At 59.6% G+C, this 16520-nt stretch carries 17 protein-coding genes; 5 read left to right on the forward strand and 12 right to left on the reverse strand.

The window, feature by feature from the left end; translation table 11 throughout:
• Positions 1–109: 109 nt before the first annotated feature.
• Both AD670_RS28145 and AD670_RS31745 read right to left on the reverse strand, forming a co-directional pair.
• Positions 110–1069 carry a hypothetical protein gene (locus AD670_RS28145; protein ID WP_053139903.1) on the reverse strand — a complete coding sequence of 320 codons (960 nt, stop codon included), beginning with the start codon at positions 1067–1069 and terminating at the stop codon, positions 110–112.
• Positions 1070–1142: 73 nt separating this feature from the next.
• Positions 1143–1280, reverse strand: a complete 138-nt coding sequence (locus tag AD670_RS31745; protein WP_003175756.1) for a hypothetical protein — start codon at positions 1278–1280, stop codon at positions 1143–1145.
• Positions 1281–1919: 639 nt separating this feature from the next.
• Here AD670_RS31745 and AD670_RS28155 point away from each other — a divergent pair.
• The 4 genes from AD670_RS28155 (at position 1920) to arfB (ending at position 5657) form a co-directional block, all read left to right on the forward strand.
• A complete protein-coding gene (locus tag AD670_RS28155) occupies positions 1920–3341 on the forward strand; it encodes an amino acid permease (RefSeq protein ID WP_053139904.1) in 1422 nt (473 codons plus the stop codon).
• A gap of 55 nt (positions 3342–3396) precedes the next feature.
• Positions 3397–3606: a pentapeptide repeat-containing protein gene (locus tag AD670_RS28160; protein WP_053139906.1), complete on the forward strand. Its 210-nt coding sequence runs from the start codon at positions 3397–3399 to the stop codon at positions 3604–3606.
• Between the two features lie 145 nt (positions 3607–3751).
• Positions 3752–5158 (forward strand): type III effector, encoded by a 1407-nt coding sequence (locus AD670_RS28165; protein ID WP_156338334.1) that lies wholly within the window; start codon positions 3752–3754, stop codon positions 5156–5158.
• Between the two features lie 85 nt (positions 5159–5243).
• A complete protein-coding gene (arfB, locus tag AD670_RS28170) occupies positions 5244–5657 on the forward strand; it encodes an alternative ribosome rescue aminoacyl-tRNA hydrolase ArfB (RefSeq protein ID WP_016975416.1) in 414 nt (137 codons plus the stop codon).
• Here the strand turns inward: arfB and AD670_RS28175 are convergent.
• From AD670_RS28175 to AD670_RS28180, 3 genes are all read right to left on the reverse strand, one after another.
• Positions 5654–6850 carry an MFS transporter gene (locus AD670_RS28175; protein WP_053139910.1) on the reverse strand — a complete coding sequence of 399 codons (1197 nt, stop codon included), beginning with the start codon at positions 6848–6850 and terminating at the stop codon, positions 5654–5656. The genes arfB and AD670_RS28175 overlap by 4 nt on opposite strands.
• Positions 6851–6954: 104 nt before the next feature.
• The gene (locus AD670_RS31750) at positions 6955–7128 is read right to left on the reverse strand and encodes a hypothetical protein (protein WP_172681534.1); all 174 of its coding nucleotides are present in this window, start codon (positions 7126–7128) and stop codon (positions 6955–6957) included.
• 366 nt (positions 7129–7494) lie between these two features.
• Positions 7495–7806: a DUF962 domain-containing protein gene (locus AD670_RS28180; RefSeq protein ID WP_027605580.1), complete on the reverse strand. Its 312-nt coding sequence runs from the start codon at positions 7804–7806 to the stop codon at positions 7495–7497.
• A 162-nt stretch (positions 7807–7968) separates the two neighbouring features.
• Here AD670_RS28180 and AD670_RS28185 point away from each other — a divergent pair, with 162 nt between their 5' ends.
• Complete coding sequence (locus AD670_RS28185) at positions 7969–9027, forward strand: AraC family transcriptional regulator (protein WP_053139912.1); 1059 nt, start codon at positions 7969–7971, stop codon at positions 9025–9027.
• On the opposite strand, the gene AD670_RS28190 is transcribed toward AD670_RS28185, so the two are convergent.
• The 7 genes from AD670_RS28190 to AD670_RS28215 all read right to left on the reverse strand — a co-directional run bounded on the left by AD670_RS28190 (position 8984) and on the right by AD670_RS28215 (position 16445).
• Positions 8984–10438 carry a TrkH family potassium uptake protein gene (locus AD670_RS28190; RefSeq protein ID WP_053139914.1) on the reverse strand — a complete coding sequence of 485 codons (1455 nt, stop codon included), beginning with the start codon at positions 10436–10438 and terminating at the stop codon, positions 8984–8986. The genes AD670_RS28185 and AD670_RS28190 overlap by 44 nt on opposite strands.
• Before the next feature lie 146 nt (positions 10439–10584).
• Positions 10585–11928, reverse strand: a complete 1344-nt coding sequence (locus AD670_RS28195; RefSeq protein ID WP_053139916.1) for an imelysin family protein — start codon at positions 11926–11928, stop codon at positions 10585–10587.
• A 126-nt stretch (positions 11929–12054) separates the two neighbouring features.
• Entirely contained in the window at positions 12055–14106 is a 2052-nt protein-coding gene (locus AD670_RS28200) for a bifunctional diguanylate cyclase/phosphodiesterase (protein ID WP_053139918.1), read from the reverse strand.
• Between the two features lie 237 nt (positions 14107–14343).
• Positions 14344–14511 (reverse strand): hypothetical protein, encoded by a 168-nt coding sequence (locus AD670_RS31585; RefSeq protein ID WP_156338338.1) that lies wholly within the window; start codon positions 14509–14511, stop codon positions 14344–14346.
• 150 nt (positions 14512–14661) lie between these two features.
• Positions 14662–15258: a superoxide dismutase gene (locus AD670_RS28205; RefSeq protein WP_017125974.1), complete on the reverse strand. Its 597-nt coding sequence runs from the start codon at positions 15256–15258 to the stop codon at positions 14662–14664.
• 177 nt (positions 15259–15435) lie between these two features.
• A complete protein-coding gene (locus AD670_RS28210; protein WP_053139919.1) occupies positions 15436–16038 on the reverse strand; it encodes a LysE/ArgO family amino acid transporter in 603 nt (200 codons plus the stop codon).
• Between the two features lie 5 nt (positions 16039–16043).
• Positions 16044–16445 carry an ACT domain-containing protein gene (locus AD670_RS28215; RefSeq protein ID WP_053139921.1) on the reverse strand — a complete coding sequence of 134 codons (402 nt, stop codon included), beginning with the start codon at positions 16443–16445 and terminating at the stop codon, positions 16044–16046.
• Between the last annotated feature and the right edge of the window lie 75 nt (positions 16446–16520).

Below are 16520 nucleotides of genomic sequence, written 5' to 3' on the forward strand. Positions count from 1 at the left end.
CTTGCTCCCGATAGCGGTGTATCAGCTTGCCAATCCGGCGACTGACGCACCGCTATCGGGAGCAAGCCCCCTCCCACAGTTGGTTCCCTATCATTTTCAAGTTCGGTGTTCAGAACGCAAAGGTGCCGTCAAACACCGGTTTGTCATCCAACGCCAACACCCCGCTGGCAAAGATCAGGTCCAGATGATGACTGCCTTTCTGCCCGCCACCCAAGCCCAGGTGCAAGCCGCAATGGCGCTCCTCGAACCCGGCATTACGCGCATACAGGTCTTTCACCCCCTCATTGGTACCAATCCCCAGTTCTTCCACGCGACGGTTGGACGGATTGGCATTCAGGTATTTGTTGAAGTCCTCCGCCAGCCCCGGCACGTCACTGGCCACGCTGCAGATGGTCGAGTTCTCGATCCACAGTTCCAGCGGTGACTGCAGCACGCCGTATTTGCGCGCGAAGGGGATGGTGCTGAGAAAGGTGCCGACAAACCGCACCTGGCCATTGATGGCCTCGCTGTGGGTGGCGATTTCGCCGGGGGCCAGGTCGTGGTTGCCGATACCGTTGATATTGGTCCACTTCTTGATGCTGCTCATGGGCGCCTGAAGGCGTGAGCCGTGTTTGTCGGTAAAGCTCAGCACCGTGGCCTGGGACATGCGCCGGATCAGGGTGGCGTTGAGGTCGGCGATGCGCTGCGGCTCGACGCTGAAGGTGTCGTAGAAATAGTCGCCGTAATCCTTGAACAGCAGGGATTTCTTCCAGTGTTCGGCCATCACGCTTTGCAGGGCACGGATAAAGTCCGGGCCTTCGGCGCGCGGGTTGGGCAGGGTGGAGGAATCGTAGAGAAACAGGTACAGGTCGCAGGCATCGATGGCCAAAGCCAGATGGTCGCTGTCGGCCAGGTCGAGGCGCTGCACCTGGAAGTTGAAACGGGCGGCGCTGCTTTGGGTGATGGCCTGGGCGATGGCGTCGTAGCGCTCGGTGTGGCCCAGCAGTACGGTGGGGCAGCTCAGGCCTTGGAGGGCCGGGTGGTGGGCGAGGTAGTAGAGAAAGTGTTCTACGGCGCGGGCCTTGTCCATGACGTATGTCCTTCTGTGCCTTGGGTAAGGAGGCAGGTGCCGTGCACAGCACCTGCCGAATACGTGCCGGGTATCAGAATGGCCACATTGCCGTGCCAAAGGGCACAACGGCATCGGCTTGCATCATTTCAACGGCGGCCTCGTGGGTCGGCGCTTCAAACCAATCGTCGAGTTGCAGTTCGGTTTCCAGGTCGTTTTCCAGTGCTTGCATGGTGTATCTCCTAGAGGACGTTGTTTGAGAACGGCTTGCCAGCGAGCTTCGCTGCGCAAGTGGAATGAACCTAGGAGACACGGCTGTTTAATGCAAAATATTTATTGACACGGTCTCATTTGGATTTTTTGTTCTGTTTTTCCAGGCGTATTTTTTCCTGAGGAAATACAGGGCGCTGGCGTCGCCAATGCGTCGGAGTTTTCTTACCGTCAATTCTTCTTCAGATCACAGCTGTAACGCCTGATTTCCGCTCTGTAACGATTAGTTTACGCATGATCCCTGGCATTACTGCTTTAACCCAGGCTGTAAGGAATACCTGACAGATCGTCGCACGCACCGTTCGAGTGCGGCTTCATGCGGTCGAGCGGTGTACAATGCGCCGCAGTTTTACTGTGACCCCCTTGCGTAACCACGCAAAAGGCCAAGACCTCAGGGTTTACCCGCCCTGATCATTCCGCCTGGCCACGAGCCGGACGGGTTCGATTTCGTCACAGATAAAAACAAACAGGTGACGCATGACCGCTAGAAAGACGCTGTACTCCTGGTGCCTGCGCTGGGGTTTGAGCGGCGCTGCTTGAGTCGGTAATTCAAGGCAGCAACCTGCAATCAATCTTCTCAAACCTTGCGTGAGACCTTTTCATGAGTGGACCCCATTCCTCTTCAGGCGAGCTGAAACGTGGCCTGAAAAATCGGCATATCCAGTTGATTGCCCTCGGTGGCGCTATCGGTACCGGCCTGTTCCTCGGCTCGGCCGGTGTGCTCAAATCCGCCGGCCCGTCGATGATCCTGGGTTATGCCATCTGCGGCTTCATTGCCTTCATGATCATGCGCCAGCTCGGCGAAATGATCGTCGAAGAGCCGGTCGCCGGATCCTTCAGCCACTTTGCCCACAAGTACTGGGGCGGTTTCGCCGGCTTCCTGTCGGGCTGGAACTGCTGGATCCTGTACATCCTGGTGGGCATGTCCGAGCTGACCGCCGTTGGCAAATACGTGCACTACTGGTGGCCGGAGATCCCGACCTGGGTCTCGGCGGCGGCATTCTTCGTGCTGATCAACCTGATCAACCTGGCCAACGTCAAAGTCTTCGGTGAGGCCGAATTCTGGTTCGCCATCATCAAGGTGGTGGCCATCGTCGGCATGATCGCCCTGGGCAGCTACCTGCTGGTCAGCGGCAGCGGCGGTCCGCAAGCCTCGGTGAGCAACCTGTGGGAACACGGCGGCTTCTTCCCCCACGGCGTAGGCGGCTTGGTGATGGCCATGGCGATCATCATGTTCTCCTTCGGTGGCCTGGAAATGCTCGGTTTCACCGCCGCCGAAGCCGATCAGCCGCGCACCGTGATCCCCAAGGCGATCAACCAGGTGATCTACCGCATCCTGATCTTCTACATCGGCGCCCTGGTCGTGCTGTTGTCGCTGACGCCATGGGACAGCTTGCTGGCCACCCTTAACGCCTCCGGCGATGCCTACAGCGGCAGCCCGTTCGTGCAGGTGTTTTCGATGCTGGGCAGCAACACCGCTGCACATATCCTCAACTTCGTAGTGTTGACGGCCGCGTTGTCGGTGTACAACAGCGGCACCTACTGCAACAGCCGCATGCTGCTGGGCATGGCCGAGCAGGGTGATGCGCCCAAGGCGCTGGCCAAGATCGACAAGCGCGGCGTGCCAGTGCGTTCGATCCTCGCCTCGGCGGCGGTCACGCTGGTAGCGGTGCTGATGAACTACTTCATCCCGCAACATGCGCTGGAACTGCTGATGTCCCTGGTCGTGGCTACGCTGGTGATCAACTGGGCGATGATCAGCTTTTCCCACCTCAAGTTCCGCCAGCACATGAACCGCACCGGCCAGGTGCCGTTGTTCAAGGCGCTGTGGTACCCATACGGCAACTACGTGTGCCTGGCGTTCGTGGTGTTTATCCTGGTGATCATGCTGATGATTCCGGGGATTCAGGTATCGGTGTACGCGATCCCGGTGTGGGTGGCGTTTATGGCGGTGTGTTACTGGATCAAGAACAAGCGCAGAGCGCGTGAGCAGTTGGGCGCGGTGGCTTCATTCGCCGAGTGAGATAGCCTACCTGGAAAAACAAACCCGACCTTGAGTCGGGTTTGTTTTTCCAGGAATGGTTCGCAGATCTGCTCCGACAAGATCGCCTGCCGATTGCAGCCTCGCCCATGCCCGCATCAACGGTGCCAATTTCGCTGGGGCGGATCTGCGCGGTGCGGATTTGAGCGGGTTTCGCCTCAATGATGCCAAACTTTTCAAAGGCACCGTGATTTCCAAAGCCCAGGCGTCGATGTTGTTGTCAGAGTTGGGCTTGTCCGTTGCCTGAAGGCTTTCAGGTTTGTGGTAGCAGGATGTCTGGTCTTGCGTGTTTGGCGCCCATCATTGCGAATCAGAAAAAGATGATAGGAACGATTGTTTAGCGGGGATTCACTCAACGTTGAGATTTCAACTGTTTTCAATGAGGGGTCATCATGATCGGAGTGCAATACCCTGTGCTAGAGACGTTGAGGCTGCCACTGGCTCACCCCGCCGCCTGTCAGAGCAGTAACGTTCAGGTAGAAGCCAACTTGGGTCGGCTCGCCAGTGAAAGCCCTGCCGCTCATAGAACGGTTGACGCCTTACTTGTCAGCTTGACTCGGCTGTTCACGTTGGTTGAAGGAAGCGAGCTGAAGGCCACCGCCAAAATGTTCAGCAGTTACTCGTCCGATGTTCCTAACTTCGGCGTGGTTGGCCAGTTGGGGGCGGGTGGGTTAAACCGGATCCTGGATGAAGCACGCCAAGGTGGACCGCGCGCGCACCGTGGCGGTGACGAACCCCTGACACTGAGAGAAAAGGGCACCGCATTCTTCAATTTGAGTAACTCCGCGTATTTTCGCGAGACTTTGGAGCGCATTCACGGCTCCAGCGAATTGAAAAAGCATGTCGCAGAAATTGTTGATGTTCCGTATCTGGAGTCCAAGCGTTTCGGACCTGCCCGCGGCAGCACCGAAGAGCGTCCGTTACCCGAGCAACTGATGCTTTATACCTTCAGTAATGAAAACACTCAGGATGCCTCGCAGAATGCGCACTTGTACGAATCCACCAAGGAGCTAGGCGGTCGACCTGTAGTGAGCAATCCGGCAAAAGCCGGCGCCAGCCTGACCAAAGTGCAGAGCGACTTCCGTGAAGCAGCGCCGCTGGCAAACAAAGTCTGGGTGTCGGCTGCTGACCTGAAAGCCGATCAGCGCCTGAGTTCGCGTGAACTTGATTTTGCACGCCTTAACCCGCGCAACCGCTTTGATCGGGATGACGGCCAATTCGGCTACCAAGGGCCGATTAAAAGCCGGGCGGCCCTGCCGCTTGAGCAAACCGTGATTCCCCGGGGTAATGGCTTTGCGGTCTGGCAAGTCAAACAAAACACCGGCTTCGCCAAAGATGCTGCTTTGCAACAAAAGCCGGTGGTAGCAGGACCGTCTGGGACCACCGACCGCTTTATGACGGCCGCCCGGTTACTGGGCAATGGACTGGTCAATGAACTGGGGCTTGGCCAGCCCAAGGCGGGTGAGTCGAGTGAACAGACTGCGCTGAGGGGGCAGCGGGAAATGAAGGAATTAGTGCGCTGGATGGCCACCGGTTACCTGGTGGATGACAACCACCACTCGATGATTGAGGTCAACCTGGGAGCGGCCAACCATGGCCTTGCGGTGCAATGGGGCGCGTCACTTTATCGCGAGCCTTTCAGCGCGCCGATCAGGGCCGCTGACTTCACTGTTTCCAATTCACACGTTATGGATGCCCTGAATACGCAGCCGCCGGTGAAAACCCATTATGAGAAATTTCGCCATGACCTGCAGGGCGGCAATCGAGCGAGGGTCACGGCGGATGGGCGAGTAATTTGATCGCAGTCCCTATGGGCAGTGGTTTGCAGCGAGGAGCGGGTTGTGTTCGAGTATGCTGGCGACTCTGAACCACGGATCCGTCCCAATGCTGGTAATTTCCAACAACGTGCACCTGCCCGATGCCGAGATCGAGCTGACCGCGATCCGCGCCCAGGGCGCCGGTGGGCAGAACGTCAATAAGGTGTCGAGCGCGGTGCACCTGCGGTTTGATATTCCGGCGTCGTCGTTGCCGGAGTTCTATAAGGAGCGGCTGCTGGCGCTGCGGGACAGCCGCATCACCAGCGAAGGCGTGCTGGTGCTCAAGGCCCAGCAGTATCGGACCCAGGAACAGAACCGCGCTGATGCGCTGGAGCGCTTGGTGGAGCTGATCCTCAGCGCCACCAAGGTCGAGAAGAAACGCCGCCCGACCAAACCCACCCTGGGTTCGAAAAAGCGCCGTCTGGAATCCAAGACCAAGCGCGGCAGCATCAAGGCCGGGCGTGGCAAAGTCGACTTCTAGGCGTCGCGCGCTGCGCGGGCCCGGGGCGCTTGCCGGTACAGGTACACACTCAGCAGCAACCCGCCAAGCGCGGCGAGGGCGGCGAACAGGAAGATCGACGCAAAGCCGAAGCCTGCCGCCACGGCCCCCGCCAGTGGCCCGGTAATGCCCAGCGATAAGTCGATAAACAGCGAGTAAGCCCCGACCGCCGAACCTCGACTGGACGCGGGCACCAGGTTGACCGCCTCCACCCCCAGCGCCGGAAACACCAGGGAGAAGCCGAAACCGCTCAACGCCGCGCCGGCCAGGGCCAGGTTGGCATCCGGCGCCAGCCACAACAGCAGCAGGCCGAGGATCTCCACCGACAGGCAGGCAATCGCCACGCGAAAGCCGCCGATGCGGTTGATCAAGTTGCCAAACAGCAGGCGCGCACCGATAAAGCTGGCGCCGAACAGGCTCAAGGCCCACACCGCGTTATCCCAGTGTTGGGTGGTGTAATACAGGGTGATAAAGGTGGCGATGGTGCCAAAGCCGATAGAGCCCAGGGCCAGCGCGCACCCGTGGGGCAGCACCCGGCCCAGTACATTCATGAACGGCAGGCGCACACCGGCCACAATCGGCGCGGCCACTTTGTTCCAGGCCAGCAACACGCCGACTACCGCCAGCAGGATAATGCTCACACCCATGCTCCACAGCCCGAAATTCCTCACCAGCAGCACCCCCAACGGTGCGCCGATGGCCAGCGCGCCGTAACTGGCGATGCCGTTCCACGAAATGACCTTGGCGGTATTGGCCGCGCCCACCCGACCGATGCCCCAGCCGATGGCGCCTGAGCCCACGAGGCTTTCCGCGCTGCCCAACACCAGTCGCCCGATAAGCAGGCTTGCCAGACTGACGGCCGGCACGCTTGAAAACCACGCGGCCAGCAACATGAACACGCCGCTCAAGCCGCAGCCCACCAGGCCGATCAACACCGCACGCTTGCTGCCCAGGTTATCGATGATTTTGCCGGCATAAGGACGGCTCAACAGCGTGGCCAGGTATTGCACGCTGATCACCAGCCCGGCGATCACCGCACCGTAGCCCAGTTCGCTGTGGACATAGCCCGGCAACACGGCCAGGGGAATGCCGATATTCAGGTAGCCGATAAAGGTGAACAACACGATGGAAACAACTTGCAGCGTTACCGCTAGGGGGCGCTGAGTATCTGGCATGGGAGAGGTCCACTGTCGCAGCAGGTAAAGATAGGCTGCTAATGATACCGGGGCTTGGGCTTGCGCAGGGCGGTAAAACGCAAAAACGTCAGATCAAAAAGACGTCAGGCTTGAAGGGGAGCGAGTAACTGGGTGGTGACCAGGGCGGCCAGGGCGTTTTCCTGGGTGCCGAAGCGCTTGAGCAGCAAGGCTTGTTTGTCCGCGCTGAGGCGGTTCCACACTTCGACCATCTGCAGGGCGGTGTCGAGTACAGCGGTGTCCGGGAGGGTGTCTGTCATGGCGGGTACCTCGGGGTGATTCAGGCAGTGTGGAAAGCGTTCAAAGGTACGCTTTCCACACGGTCTGGTACGGCGTCAGTCCTGGCTCTTGCTGTCGACTGGTTTTGCTTCTTTGGCCTCAGGCTGCTCTGCGCTGGCCTGCTGCGGTGTTGGCTGCTCAGTTTCGTGCAGGCTTGGGAAGGGGAGATTAGGTATCTCGTGCATCGTCGTCGCTCCTTGCAAAGTCTGTTTTTTCAATCGCAGGTGATTCCGCGCTCTCAAAAAGCCTTGGCAGGATACAGCACTGTAAATGACAAAAAGACTTTTATATGGCCGGGTGTACGAACCTTTTATCGTTTTTACGCAAGTGACAAGAGGTCACACCGTTCAGAAGGGCACCTTGCCCAGGATCATGTCGCGGTACATCACAAAATCCCCCAGCAGGCTGTAGAACGGGTGCTGAAAGGTCGCCGGACGGTTTTTTTCGAAGAAGAAGTGCCCGATCCAGGCAAAGCTGTAACCGGCAATCGGCACGGCCAGCAACAGCCCCAGGGAACCCCTGCCGATGGCATAGGCCAGAATGCCGATCACCAGGGTGGTGCCGATAAAGTGCAGGCGTCGGCAGGTGCTGTTGCCGTGTTCAGTCAGGTAATAGGGGTAAAACTCGGCAAAGCTATTGAATCGCTTGAGGTTTTCCACTGCGGCCGGCCCTTTGATTGTTGTGCCGCCCAACAGATGTTCGGCGGGGAGCTTATTTGAGTCTAGAGTGATCAGTGGTAACAGCCAGTGACAATAGATGCCACTTTAGTATCCTTGGCTTTCCTGGCTGCCGTTTTAAGCCTGCTTTATTAAGAAGACGCCATGAGCGAACGAACAACTTCTGCAAGCTGGGCGATGGGGATAGTCAAGGCACTGGAAATGGACGGCCTGGATTGCCGCGCCTTGTTCAAGCAACTGGGCCTGGACTACTCCGCGCTGAGTGACCCCGATGCGCGGTTCCCCCAAGACGCTATGACCCGCCTGTGGACGCGTGCGGTCGAGCTGTCGGGCAACCCGGCGATTGGCCTGAACATGGGCAAGGTGGTGCGCCCGGCGTCGTTTCATGTGGCTGGGTATGCGCTGATGTCCAGTAACACCCTGGCCGAAGGTTTTATGCGCCTGGTGCGTTACCAACGGATCATCGCTGAAAGCGCCGACTTGAGTTTTCGACTATTAGCCGAAGGTTATGCGCTGATTCTGACGGTGCATGGCGATCATCTTCCGCCGACCCGGCAAAGCGCCGAAGCCTCCCTGGCCAGTGCGTTGGCGCTGTGCGGCTGGTTGACCGGACGCACCCTGCAACCGCGCAAAGTGCTGTTGCAAGGCGAGCAACCGGCGGACCTGGCCCCTTACAAACAGGCGTTCCATGCCCCGCTGGAGTTCAATGCGGCGTATGACGCGCTGATCTTCGAGCGCGCGGACATGGACGCGCCGCTGCCCACGGCCAACGAAGCCATGGCGCTATTGCACGATCGATTTGCCGGTGAGTACCTGGCGCGCTTCTCGGAAAGCCGCGTGACCCACAAGGCCCGACAGGTGCTGTGCCGGTTGCTGCCCCAGGGCGAACCCAAGCGCGAAGTTGTGGCCCAGACCCTGCACCTGTCACAGCGCACGTTGCAGAGGCGCTTGCAGGAAGAGGGCACCAGTTTCCAGACTCTGCTCGACGACACCCGCCGCGAATTGGCCGAACAGTACCTGGCGCAGCCGAGCATGACCCTGCTGGAAATTGCCTACCTGCTGGGCTTTGCCGACCCGAGCAACTTCTTTCGCGCGTTTCGCCGCTGGTTCGATGCCACGCCCGGCGAGTACCGGGCGCGGCTGCAGGAAGCGTCGACGGTCAGTGACGCCAGAACGCAGGAATGCACAGAACAAAGACTGTGATGATTTCCAGTCGGCCCAGCAGCATGCCCAGCGACAGGATCCACTTGGCTGCATCCGGCAGGCTGGCGAAGTTGCCGGCCGGACCGATGGTTTCCCCAAGGCCCGGGCCGACACCCGACACGGTACTGGCGGCGCCGGTAAGTGCGGTCATCCAGTCCAGGCCCAGCAGTGACAGCGCCAGTGCAATAGCGCAGATGGTGATAGCGAAGAAAAACGAAAAGGTCAGGATCGACCGCACAATCTCTTCGTCGAGACGATGGCCGTTGTACTTCTGCTTGATCACCGCACGCGGGTGAATCAGTTGGTTCAAGTTGGCCTTGAGCAGGATATAGGCGACCTGGAAGCGGAAGATCTTGATACCGCCCGCCGTGGAGCCCGAACAGCCACCGATAAAGCCCAGGTAGAAGAACAGCATCAGTGAGAAATTGCCCCACAGGCTGTAGTCCCCGAGTGCAAAACCAGTCGTCGTCACCACCGAGGTGACGTTCAACGCTACATGGCGCAACGCATCCAGCCAGTGCAGGTTGGTGGTCCACCAGTACCAGGTGCCGAGCACCAGCCAGGTCACGACCAGCAAACCGAGCAGACCCTGCACCTGCTGGTCTTTGATCAGCGCCCGGCGGTTGCCACGCAGCGTGGCCACATACAGGGTGAACGGCAAGCTGCCGAGGATCATCACCACCACTGCAACCCAGTGCACTGCCGGTTGTTTCCAGTGCGCCAGGGACTCGTCGGAGGTGGAGAATCCACCGGTGGAAATCGCCGACATTGCGTGGTTGATCGCATCGAACAAGCCCATGCCGGCCCACCAGAAGGCCAGGCTGCCGAGGATGGTGATCCCGACGTAGGCCGCCACGATCAGCCGCGCCACCATGTGCGAGCGGGGCATGACTTTTTCCGAGCGGTCCGAGGATTCGGTCTGGAACAGGCGCATGCCACCAATGCGCAGCAGCGGCAGGATCGCCACCGCCATGCCGATAAAGCCGATGCCGCCGAGCCAGTGCAGCAGCGAGCGCCATATCAAAATGCCCGGTGACATGTTGTCCAACCCGCTCAGCACCGTTGATCCGGTGGCGGTGATGCCGGACATGCTTTCGAAAAACGAGTCGGTGTAGCTGATGTGCTGGGTCAGCAAGAACGGCAGCGCAGCGAACACGCACACCACTACCCAACTCGTTACGGTAAGCAGGTACATGTCCCGCGGGCGCAGGTGCACATGCTCGGGGCGACCGGGGATGACCAGGGCCAGGCCGGCGACAAAGGTGATCAAGCTGGCCCACAGGAATGAGGGCAGATCGCGGGTGCGTTCGAAAATCACCAGCGTGGCCATGGGCACGACCATGGCGATCGCGAGGGTGATCAGGAAGATGCCGATGATGAAACCGATGATGCGGAGAGTCGGCAACGCCATGAAGTTCGCTCGGGATAGGGCAGAGGCGCCATTCTACCTGGGGGGCAGGGCATGTAAACCGGGCCTTGAAAGCGACGCAAATCAAATGTGGGAGGGGGGGTAAAAAAAAGGCGACCCGAAGGTCGCCTCATTCAACGCGGCACGGATCAGAACTCGTGATCAGCGTTATCCGGGTTCAGGTCGCTGATGCCGAGCTTACCGGCAGCGGCTTCGATCGAACCGGTCTGCTTGACCAGGGCGGCGATGGCGTCACGCACGATCTGGTTGCCCGCCTCGTTACCGGCCGCGATCAGTTGGTCGTAGTGTTCACCCTTCGCGGCGTGATCAACCATGACCTGGATCTTCGCTTCGGTCGCTGCCAGGTCCGCTTTCAGTGCGGTATCGGCAGCCGGATCGGCCTTGGCCACCAGGGAGGACAGGCTGGCGCCGGTCATTTTGGTGCCGTCGACGCGGGTGTACTCGCCCAGGTAGACGTTGCGGATGCCCTTGGCGTCGTAGAAGTGCGAGTAGTGGGTGTTGTCACTGAAGCAGTCCTGTTCGTCTTCCGGCGAGTTGGCTTCCAGGGAAACCTTCATGCGCTCACCGGCCAGTTCGCCCAGGGACAGGCTGCCCATGCCGAACAACATTTTGCGCAGGCCGTCGGTGGCAGGTTCTGCCTCCAGGGTGGCGCGGTAGTTGTCTTCGGCGTTGGGTTTCCAGTTGCCGACCATTTCCTGCAGGTCGCTGACCAGCAGTTGGGTCACGGCGCTCAGGTAGGCACGGCGGCGCTCGTTGTGGCCGCCGGTTGCGCCGTCGCCGGTCAGGTAGTCCGACGCAGGACGGTTGCCGGCGCCTGGGCCGGTGCCGTTCAGGTCCTGGCCCCAGAGCAGGAATTCGATGGCGTGGTAGCCGGTGGCGACGTTGGCTTCGGAACCGCCCAGCTCATTGAGGCTGGCGAGTTTTTCCGGGGTGATGTCCTTGACGTCGACCTTGTCTTCGCCGATCTGAACTTCGGTATTGGCGATGATGTTGGCGTTAGCGCCTGGGTTACCCAAGGCGTGCTCGTAGGATTTGTCGACGTAGTCGATCAGGCCTTCGTCCAGGGGCCAGGCGTTAACCTGACCTTCCCAGTCGTCAATGATGGTGTTGCCGAAGCGAAACACTTCGCTCTGCAGGTACGGCACACGAGCGGCAATCCAGGCGGTGCGTGCGGCTTTCAGGGTTTCGTCGTTCGGCTTGGCGAGGAACGCGTCGATCGCGGTTTGCAGGGTTTTCGCCGTGGACTCGGCATCGCTGTAGACCGCGAAGACCATGTCTGCGTAATGCGCGACCACGGCCTTGGCAGCGGCTTCGTCGACCTGGCCGGCAGGGGTGGCAGCCGCTGGAGCGGTAGTGCTGGCAGCCGGGGTCGGCGCCTGGTTGGCTGCGGCCTTGTCTTTACCTTCGCCGCAACCGGCGAGAGAAATGGCAATGGCCAGCAGACTGGCGGTGGCCAGGGGCATACGAATCATGGCGAACATCCTGCTTCGGTTGTTGATGGGCGCGCGGGGGTCGCGCAAAACTGCGACATAATGCGAAAGATTTGCATTTTGTGTAAAGGGTTATGCGCGGGAAATATTCAGTTTCGTTTTGCCCGATCAGAGAATCGCCGCGCTATTGCGCTCGGCCTGCTTCAAAAATGCCGCCAGCTCCCGCGCCGGCAAGGGTTTGCTGTAGTAGTAGCCCTGACCTTCATGGCAGCCCTCGGAGATGATGTAAGCCTCCTGCTCTGCGGTTTCCACGCCTTCTGCGATGACCTGCATGCCCAGGCTTTTGCCCAGTTGGATAATCGCGCGAACGATGGTGGCGTCGTCATCGTCGTCCAGCAGGTCCTGGACGAAGCTCTTGTCGATCTTGATCTTATCCAGCGGCAGGCTTTTCAAATAACTCAAGGATGAGTAACCGGTGCCGAAGTCATCGATGGCGATCAACGCCCCGGAGCGGCGCAGGCTCAACAGGTGTTGGGCGGCGGTGCTGATGTCTTCCATCAGGCCGGTCTCGGTGACTTCCAGTTCCAGGCTGCGCGGCGGCAGGCGGTAGATCTGCATCAGGTTGTTGACCACCCGTGGCAACTCGGTGTGGTGCAACTGTACGGTGGACAGGTTGACCGCCATGCGCAGTTCGGTGAAGCCCTGGTCATGCCATTCACGCAGTTGTCGGCAGGCCTGGTCCAGTACCCACTCGCCAATCGGGATAATGGTGCCGTTCTGTTCGGCCAGCGGGATAAACAGGTCCGGCGGCACCAGGCCGTGCTCCGGGTGCTGCCAGCGGATCAGGGCTTCCACGCCCACCACGCGTTGGTCGCGATAGCTGATCTGCGGCTGATAGACCAGGTGAAACTGGCTGCGGCCCAGGGCGTCGCGCAGGTCTTTTTCCAGTTCACGGCGGCGGCGCATTTCGCTGTCGACGCTGGCGATATAGAACTGATAGCGGTTGCGTGAGCGGCTTTTGGCCAGGGTCATGGTCTGTTCGGCTTTTTGCAGCAGCTTCTCGGTGCTGTCGCCGTCTTCAGGAAACAAGGTGATGCCGATGGTGGCGCGCAGGTGAATTTCCTCGTGGTCGAGGGCGAACTCTGCCTCCAGGTCGTCGAGGATACTTTGCGCCAGTTCGGCCGCTTCGTAGGGCTGGTCGATATCGGCCTGTACCAGCGCGAATTGGTCGCCACCCAGGCGGGCGAGGGCGCCGAGGCGGCCGCTGTGGGCGCGCAGGCGGTCGGCCAGGGCCAGCAACAATTTGTCGCCGGCCTGGTAGGTGAACTGTTCGTTGACGCTTTTAAAGTCATCCAGCCCCACGCATAACACCGCTACGCGGCGCTGGCGGCGGCCAGCGTCGATAAGGATCTTGTCCAGTTGCTCCTGCAGTTTCTGCCGGTTTGGCAGACCGGTGAGGAAATCGTATTGGGCCATGCGCAGCAGGCTGGATTCCGCCTCATGGCGCAGGTGCGTATTGCGCTCGATGGACTCCAGCAACTGGTTGGCGGTATTGATCCACAACCCCAGTTCGTTGCGCTCGTGGCCCTTGAGCTGCGGGATCTTGTGTTCGCTGGGGCGGTCCGGGTTGATCGAGGTCAGATGCTCGATAATCCGTGACAGCGGCTTGGTCAGCAGCCAGTGGTAGACCAGGTACAGCACCAGGCCCATGGCGAGGGCCCGCAGTACGCCGGAAATGAAGATGATCACCGAATTGACGATAAATCCCTGACCGTAGGTGGCGGTGTCGAGGGTGATACTCAGGTCGCCGTAATACTCGCTGTAGGGGCCTTTGCCGACCAATGCGGTGGTAAACGTGCGTTCCTGGCCAAGAATCAGGTCGGTCAGCCAGCGGCTGGGGGATTGCTGCAAGGTGCGGCTTTTCTCCGCCAGCATGGTTTCGTTGGGATGCCCGATGGATGCCATGCGCACCGCATCGTCCTGAAACAGCCCTTCGATCACCTGCATGCCCATTTCACGGTCCAGGCTGTAGACGGCCTGGGTCGAGGGGTCGCGAAACATATCCAGAATGCGCTGGGCATCGCCAGCCACGGCCTGGCGTGTCTTGTAGGCATCGAAAACGATCTGCGCCACGCTCAGCGCCACGCCCACGATCAACGCCGACAGGAGCACAACCCGTAGCAACTTCACCGACAAGCTGTTCTTGAGTTCCAGCTTCAAAGGGGCATTCCTTGTCTCATGCGGGTGGCCTTCAATATGCCATGAGTATTGGCAATCTAGTGATGGCAGTCAAAGGGACATTGGGGCAAAAGCTCAATTGACGCTTTGGCTTGACCGGCATTGAGGCGCGCCAACGCAGGTCGGTACCTGGCAGGTGCGAATAGAGAGTGGGCGTACTGCGCAAATATTGACGGGAGCGAAGGCGGAGCAGGCCCCGCCTTCTGTCAGGAGGCGATATTAAAAATTAAACGGACCCAGCGGTTTTGGCACTTCTCCTGCGACCTTTTTGACGGCATCTGTTGTATCCATGACTTTGCTTGCCAGATCCGCTGCACCTTTTGCTATATCCATACCGGTACCAAGAAGCTTCGCTGCCATTGGAATTGCACTCAATAACGGAATCATCGTAATTCTCCACCTTTAGTTGAGAGGTTTATCCCTCCGGCAATTTGAGTGGGGAATTATTACCGTTGAGTTCCAATAGTCCGACTGCCTTGGGGACAGTACCCAAAAAAAGCCCGGCAATCGCCGGGCTCTTTCTACTGCAAGGGGGGCTTAGGCAGTGAAGGTCTTGCCTTCGAACTGCTCAGCCACGAACTTCCAGTTGACCAGGTTCCAGAACGCTTCCACATACTTTGGACGCACGTTGCGGTAGTCGATGTAGTAGGCGTGTTCCCACACGTCGCAGGTCAGCAGCGGGGTGTCGCCGCTGGTCAGCGGGTTGCCGGCGCCGATGGTGCTGGCCAGGGCCAGGGAACCGTCAGCCTTTTTCACCAGCCAGCCCCAACCGGAACCGAAGGTACCGACGGACGTCTTGGTGAATTCTTCCTTGAACTTGTCGAACGAACCGAACGCAGCGTTGATGGCTTCAGCCAGTGCGCCGGTCGGTTGGCCGCCGGCGTTTGGCGCCAGGCAGTTCCAGTAGAAGGTGTGGTTCCAGACCTGAGCGGCGTTGTTGAAGATGCCGCCCGAAGAGGATTTAACGATCTCTTCCAGGGTCTTGCCTTCGAACTCGGTGCCAGGCACCAGGTTGTTCAGGTTCACGACATAGGTGTTGTGGTGCTTGTCGTGGTGGAACTCCAAGGTTTCCTTGGAGATATGCGGCTGCAGGGCATCGTGTGCGTAGGGCAGCGGCGGCAATTCGAAAGCCATGATGATTCTCCTAATCAGGTCAGTTGCGGTGAGCGCAAGGCCGATCACGGGCGGCCAAACAAGCGCCGGGGAGTTTGTACTCTTTGCGGCGCAGGGGCAGGATCATAGCACCGGGGGTGCGGCAAAACCACGCAACAACTGTGTGGGATAGAGGTTCCAGAGCCTTTTGGAATAAGTTCACGGCGCGCTTATTAATTGATAGGCCACGCTGAACATCATCACCGCTACCAACAGGTCCAACAGGCGCCATGTCGTCGGGCGTGCCAGCCACGGCGCCAACCAGGCTGCGCCGAGTGCCAGGGTGGCGAACCACAGGAACGATGCACTCGCGGCCCCGGCCACGTAGGCGCCGGGTTCGGTCTGTTGCGCCCCCAGTGAGCCGATCAGCAGAACAGTGTCCAGGTACACATGAGGATTGAGCAACGTTACCGCCAATGCGCTGAGCAACACGGCGCGCAATGAACGGACCTTGAGGTTGCCTCCTTGCTCCAGGCTCTGTGTCGAAAACGCCCGGCGCAACGCCAGGGTGCCGTACCACAACAGGAACGCCGCGCCGCCCCAGCGGGCAATTGCCAGCAGCAACGGGTTTTGCGCCAGCACCGTGGCCAGGCCGAATACCCCGGCCGCCACGAGCAAGGCGTCACACACCACGCACAACGCCGCCACCGGCAGGTGATGTTCACGGCGCAGGCTTTGCGCCAATACAAAGGCGTTTTGCGTGCCGATGGCCATGATCAACCCCAGGGCCACCAATAGTCCGTTCAGATAACTTTGCCACATAACCATTACTCCGAAGTCGCTGCCAGTTGACGCAATACGTCCATGGCTCGCTGGGCGTCCGCGCGGCCAACGAACAGGTGGTCGTGGTAATAACCGGCAATCACGTTGCAACTGATGCCGGCTTTGCCCAGTGCGCTGGCGAACGCCGCCGTCAAGCCCACGGCTTGCAGTGCCGAATGCACATTCAGGGTGATCCACGCCGCGATGTAGTCGAACGCCAGGCCAGCCTTCTCCGCCTGCTGCCTCTCCAGGATCAGCGTCAGCCCTTGCTGTTCGCGAAAGCTGCCGATCACCTCGCAATCGGTCGGGATGCGATTGTCAGGCAGGGTGCAGAACACGTAGTCACCTTCATTAAGCTGCGGGCTCATGCTGCGCAGCAGGGTTGCCAGGGCGGTTTCGCCAGCCATGCAAGGGATCCTTAATAAGAAGAGAGAAGCAAGGCTGGCTATTCTCACGGGCCAGGCTGTATAAGAAAAACCAAT

The sequence above is a fragment of the Pseudomonas sp. MIACH genome (assembly GCF_001269925.1).
Classification (GTDB): Bacteria; Pseudomonadota; Gammaproteobacteria; order Pseudomonadales; family Pseudomonadaceae; genus Aquipseudomonas.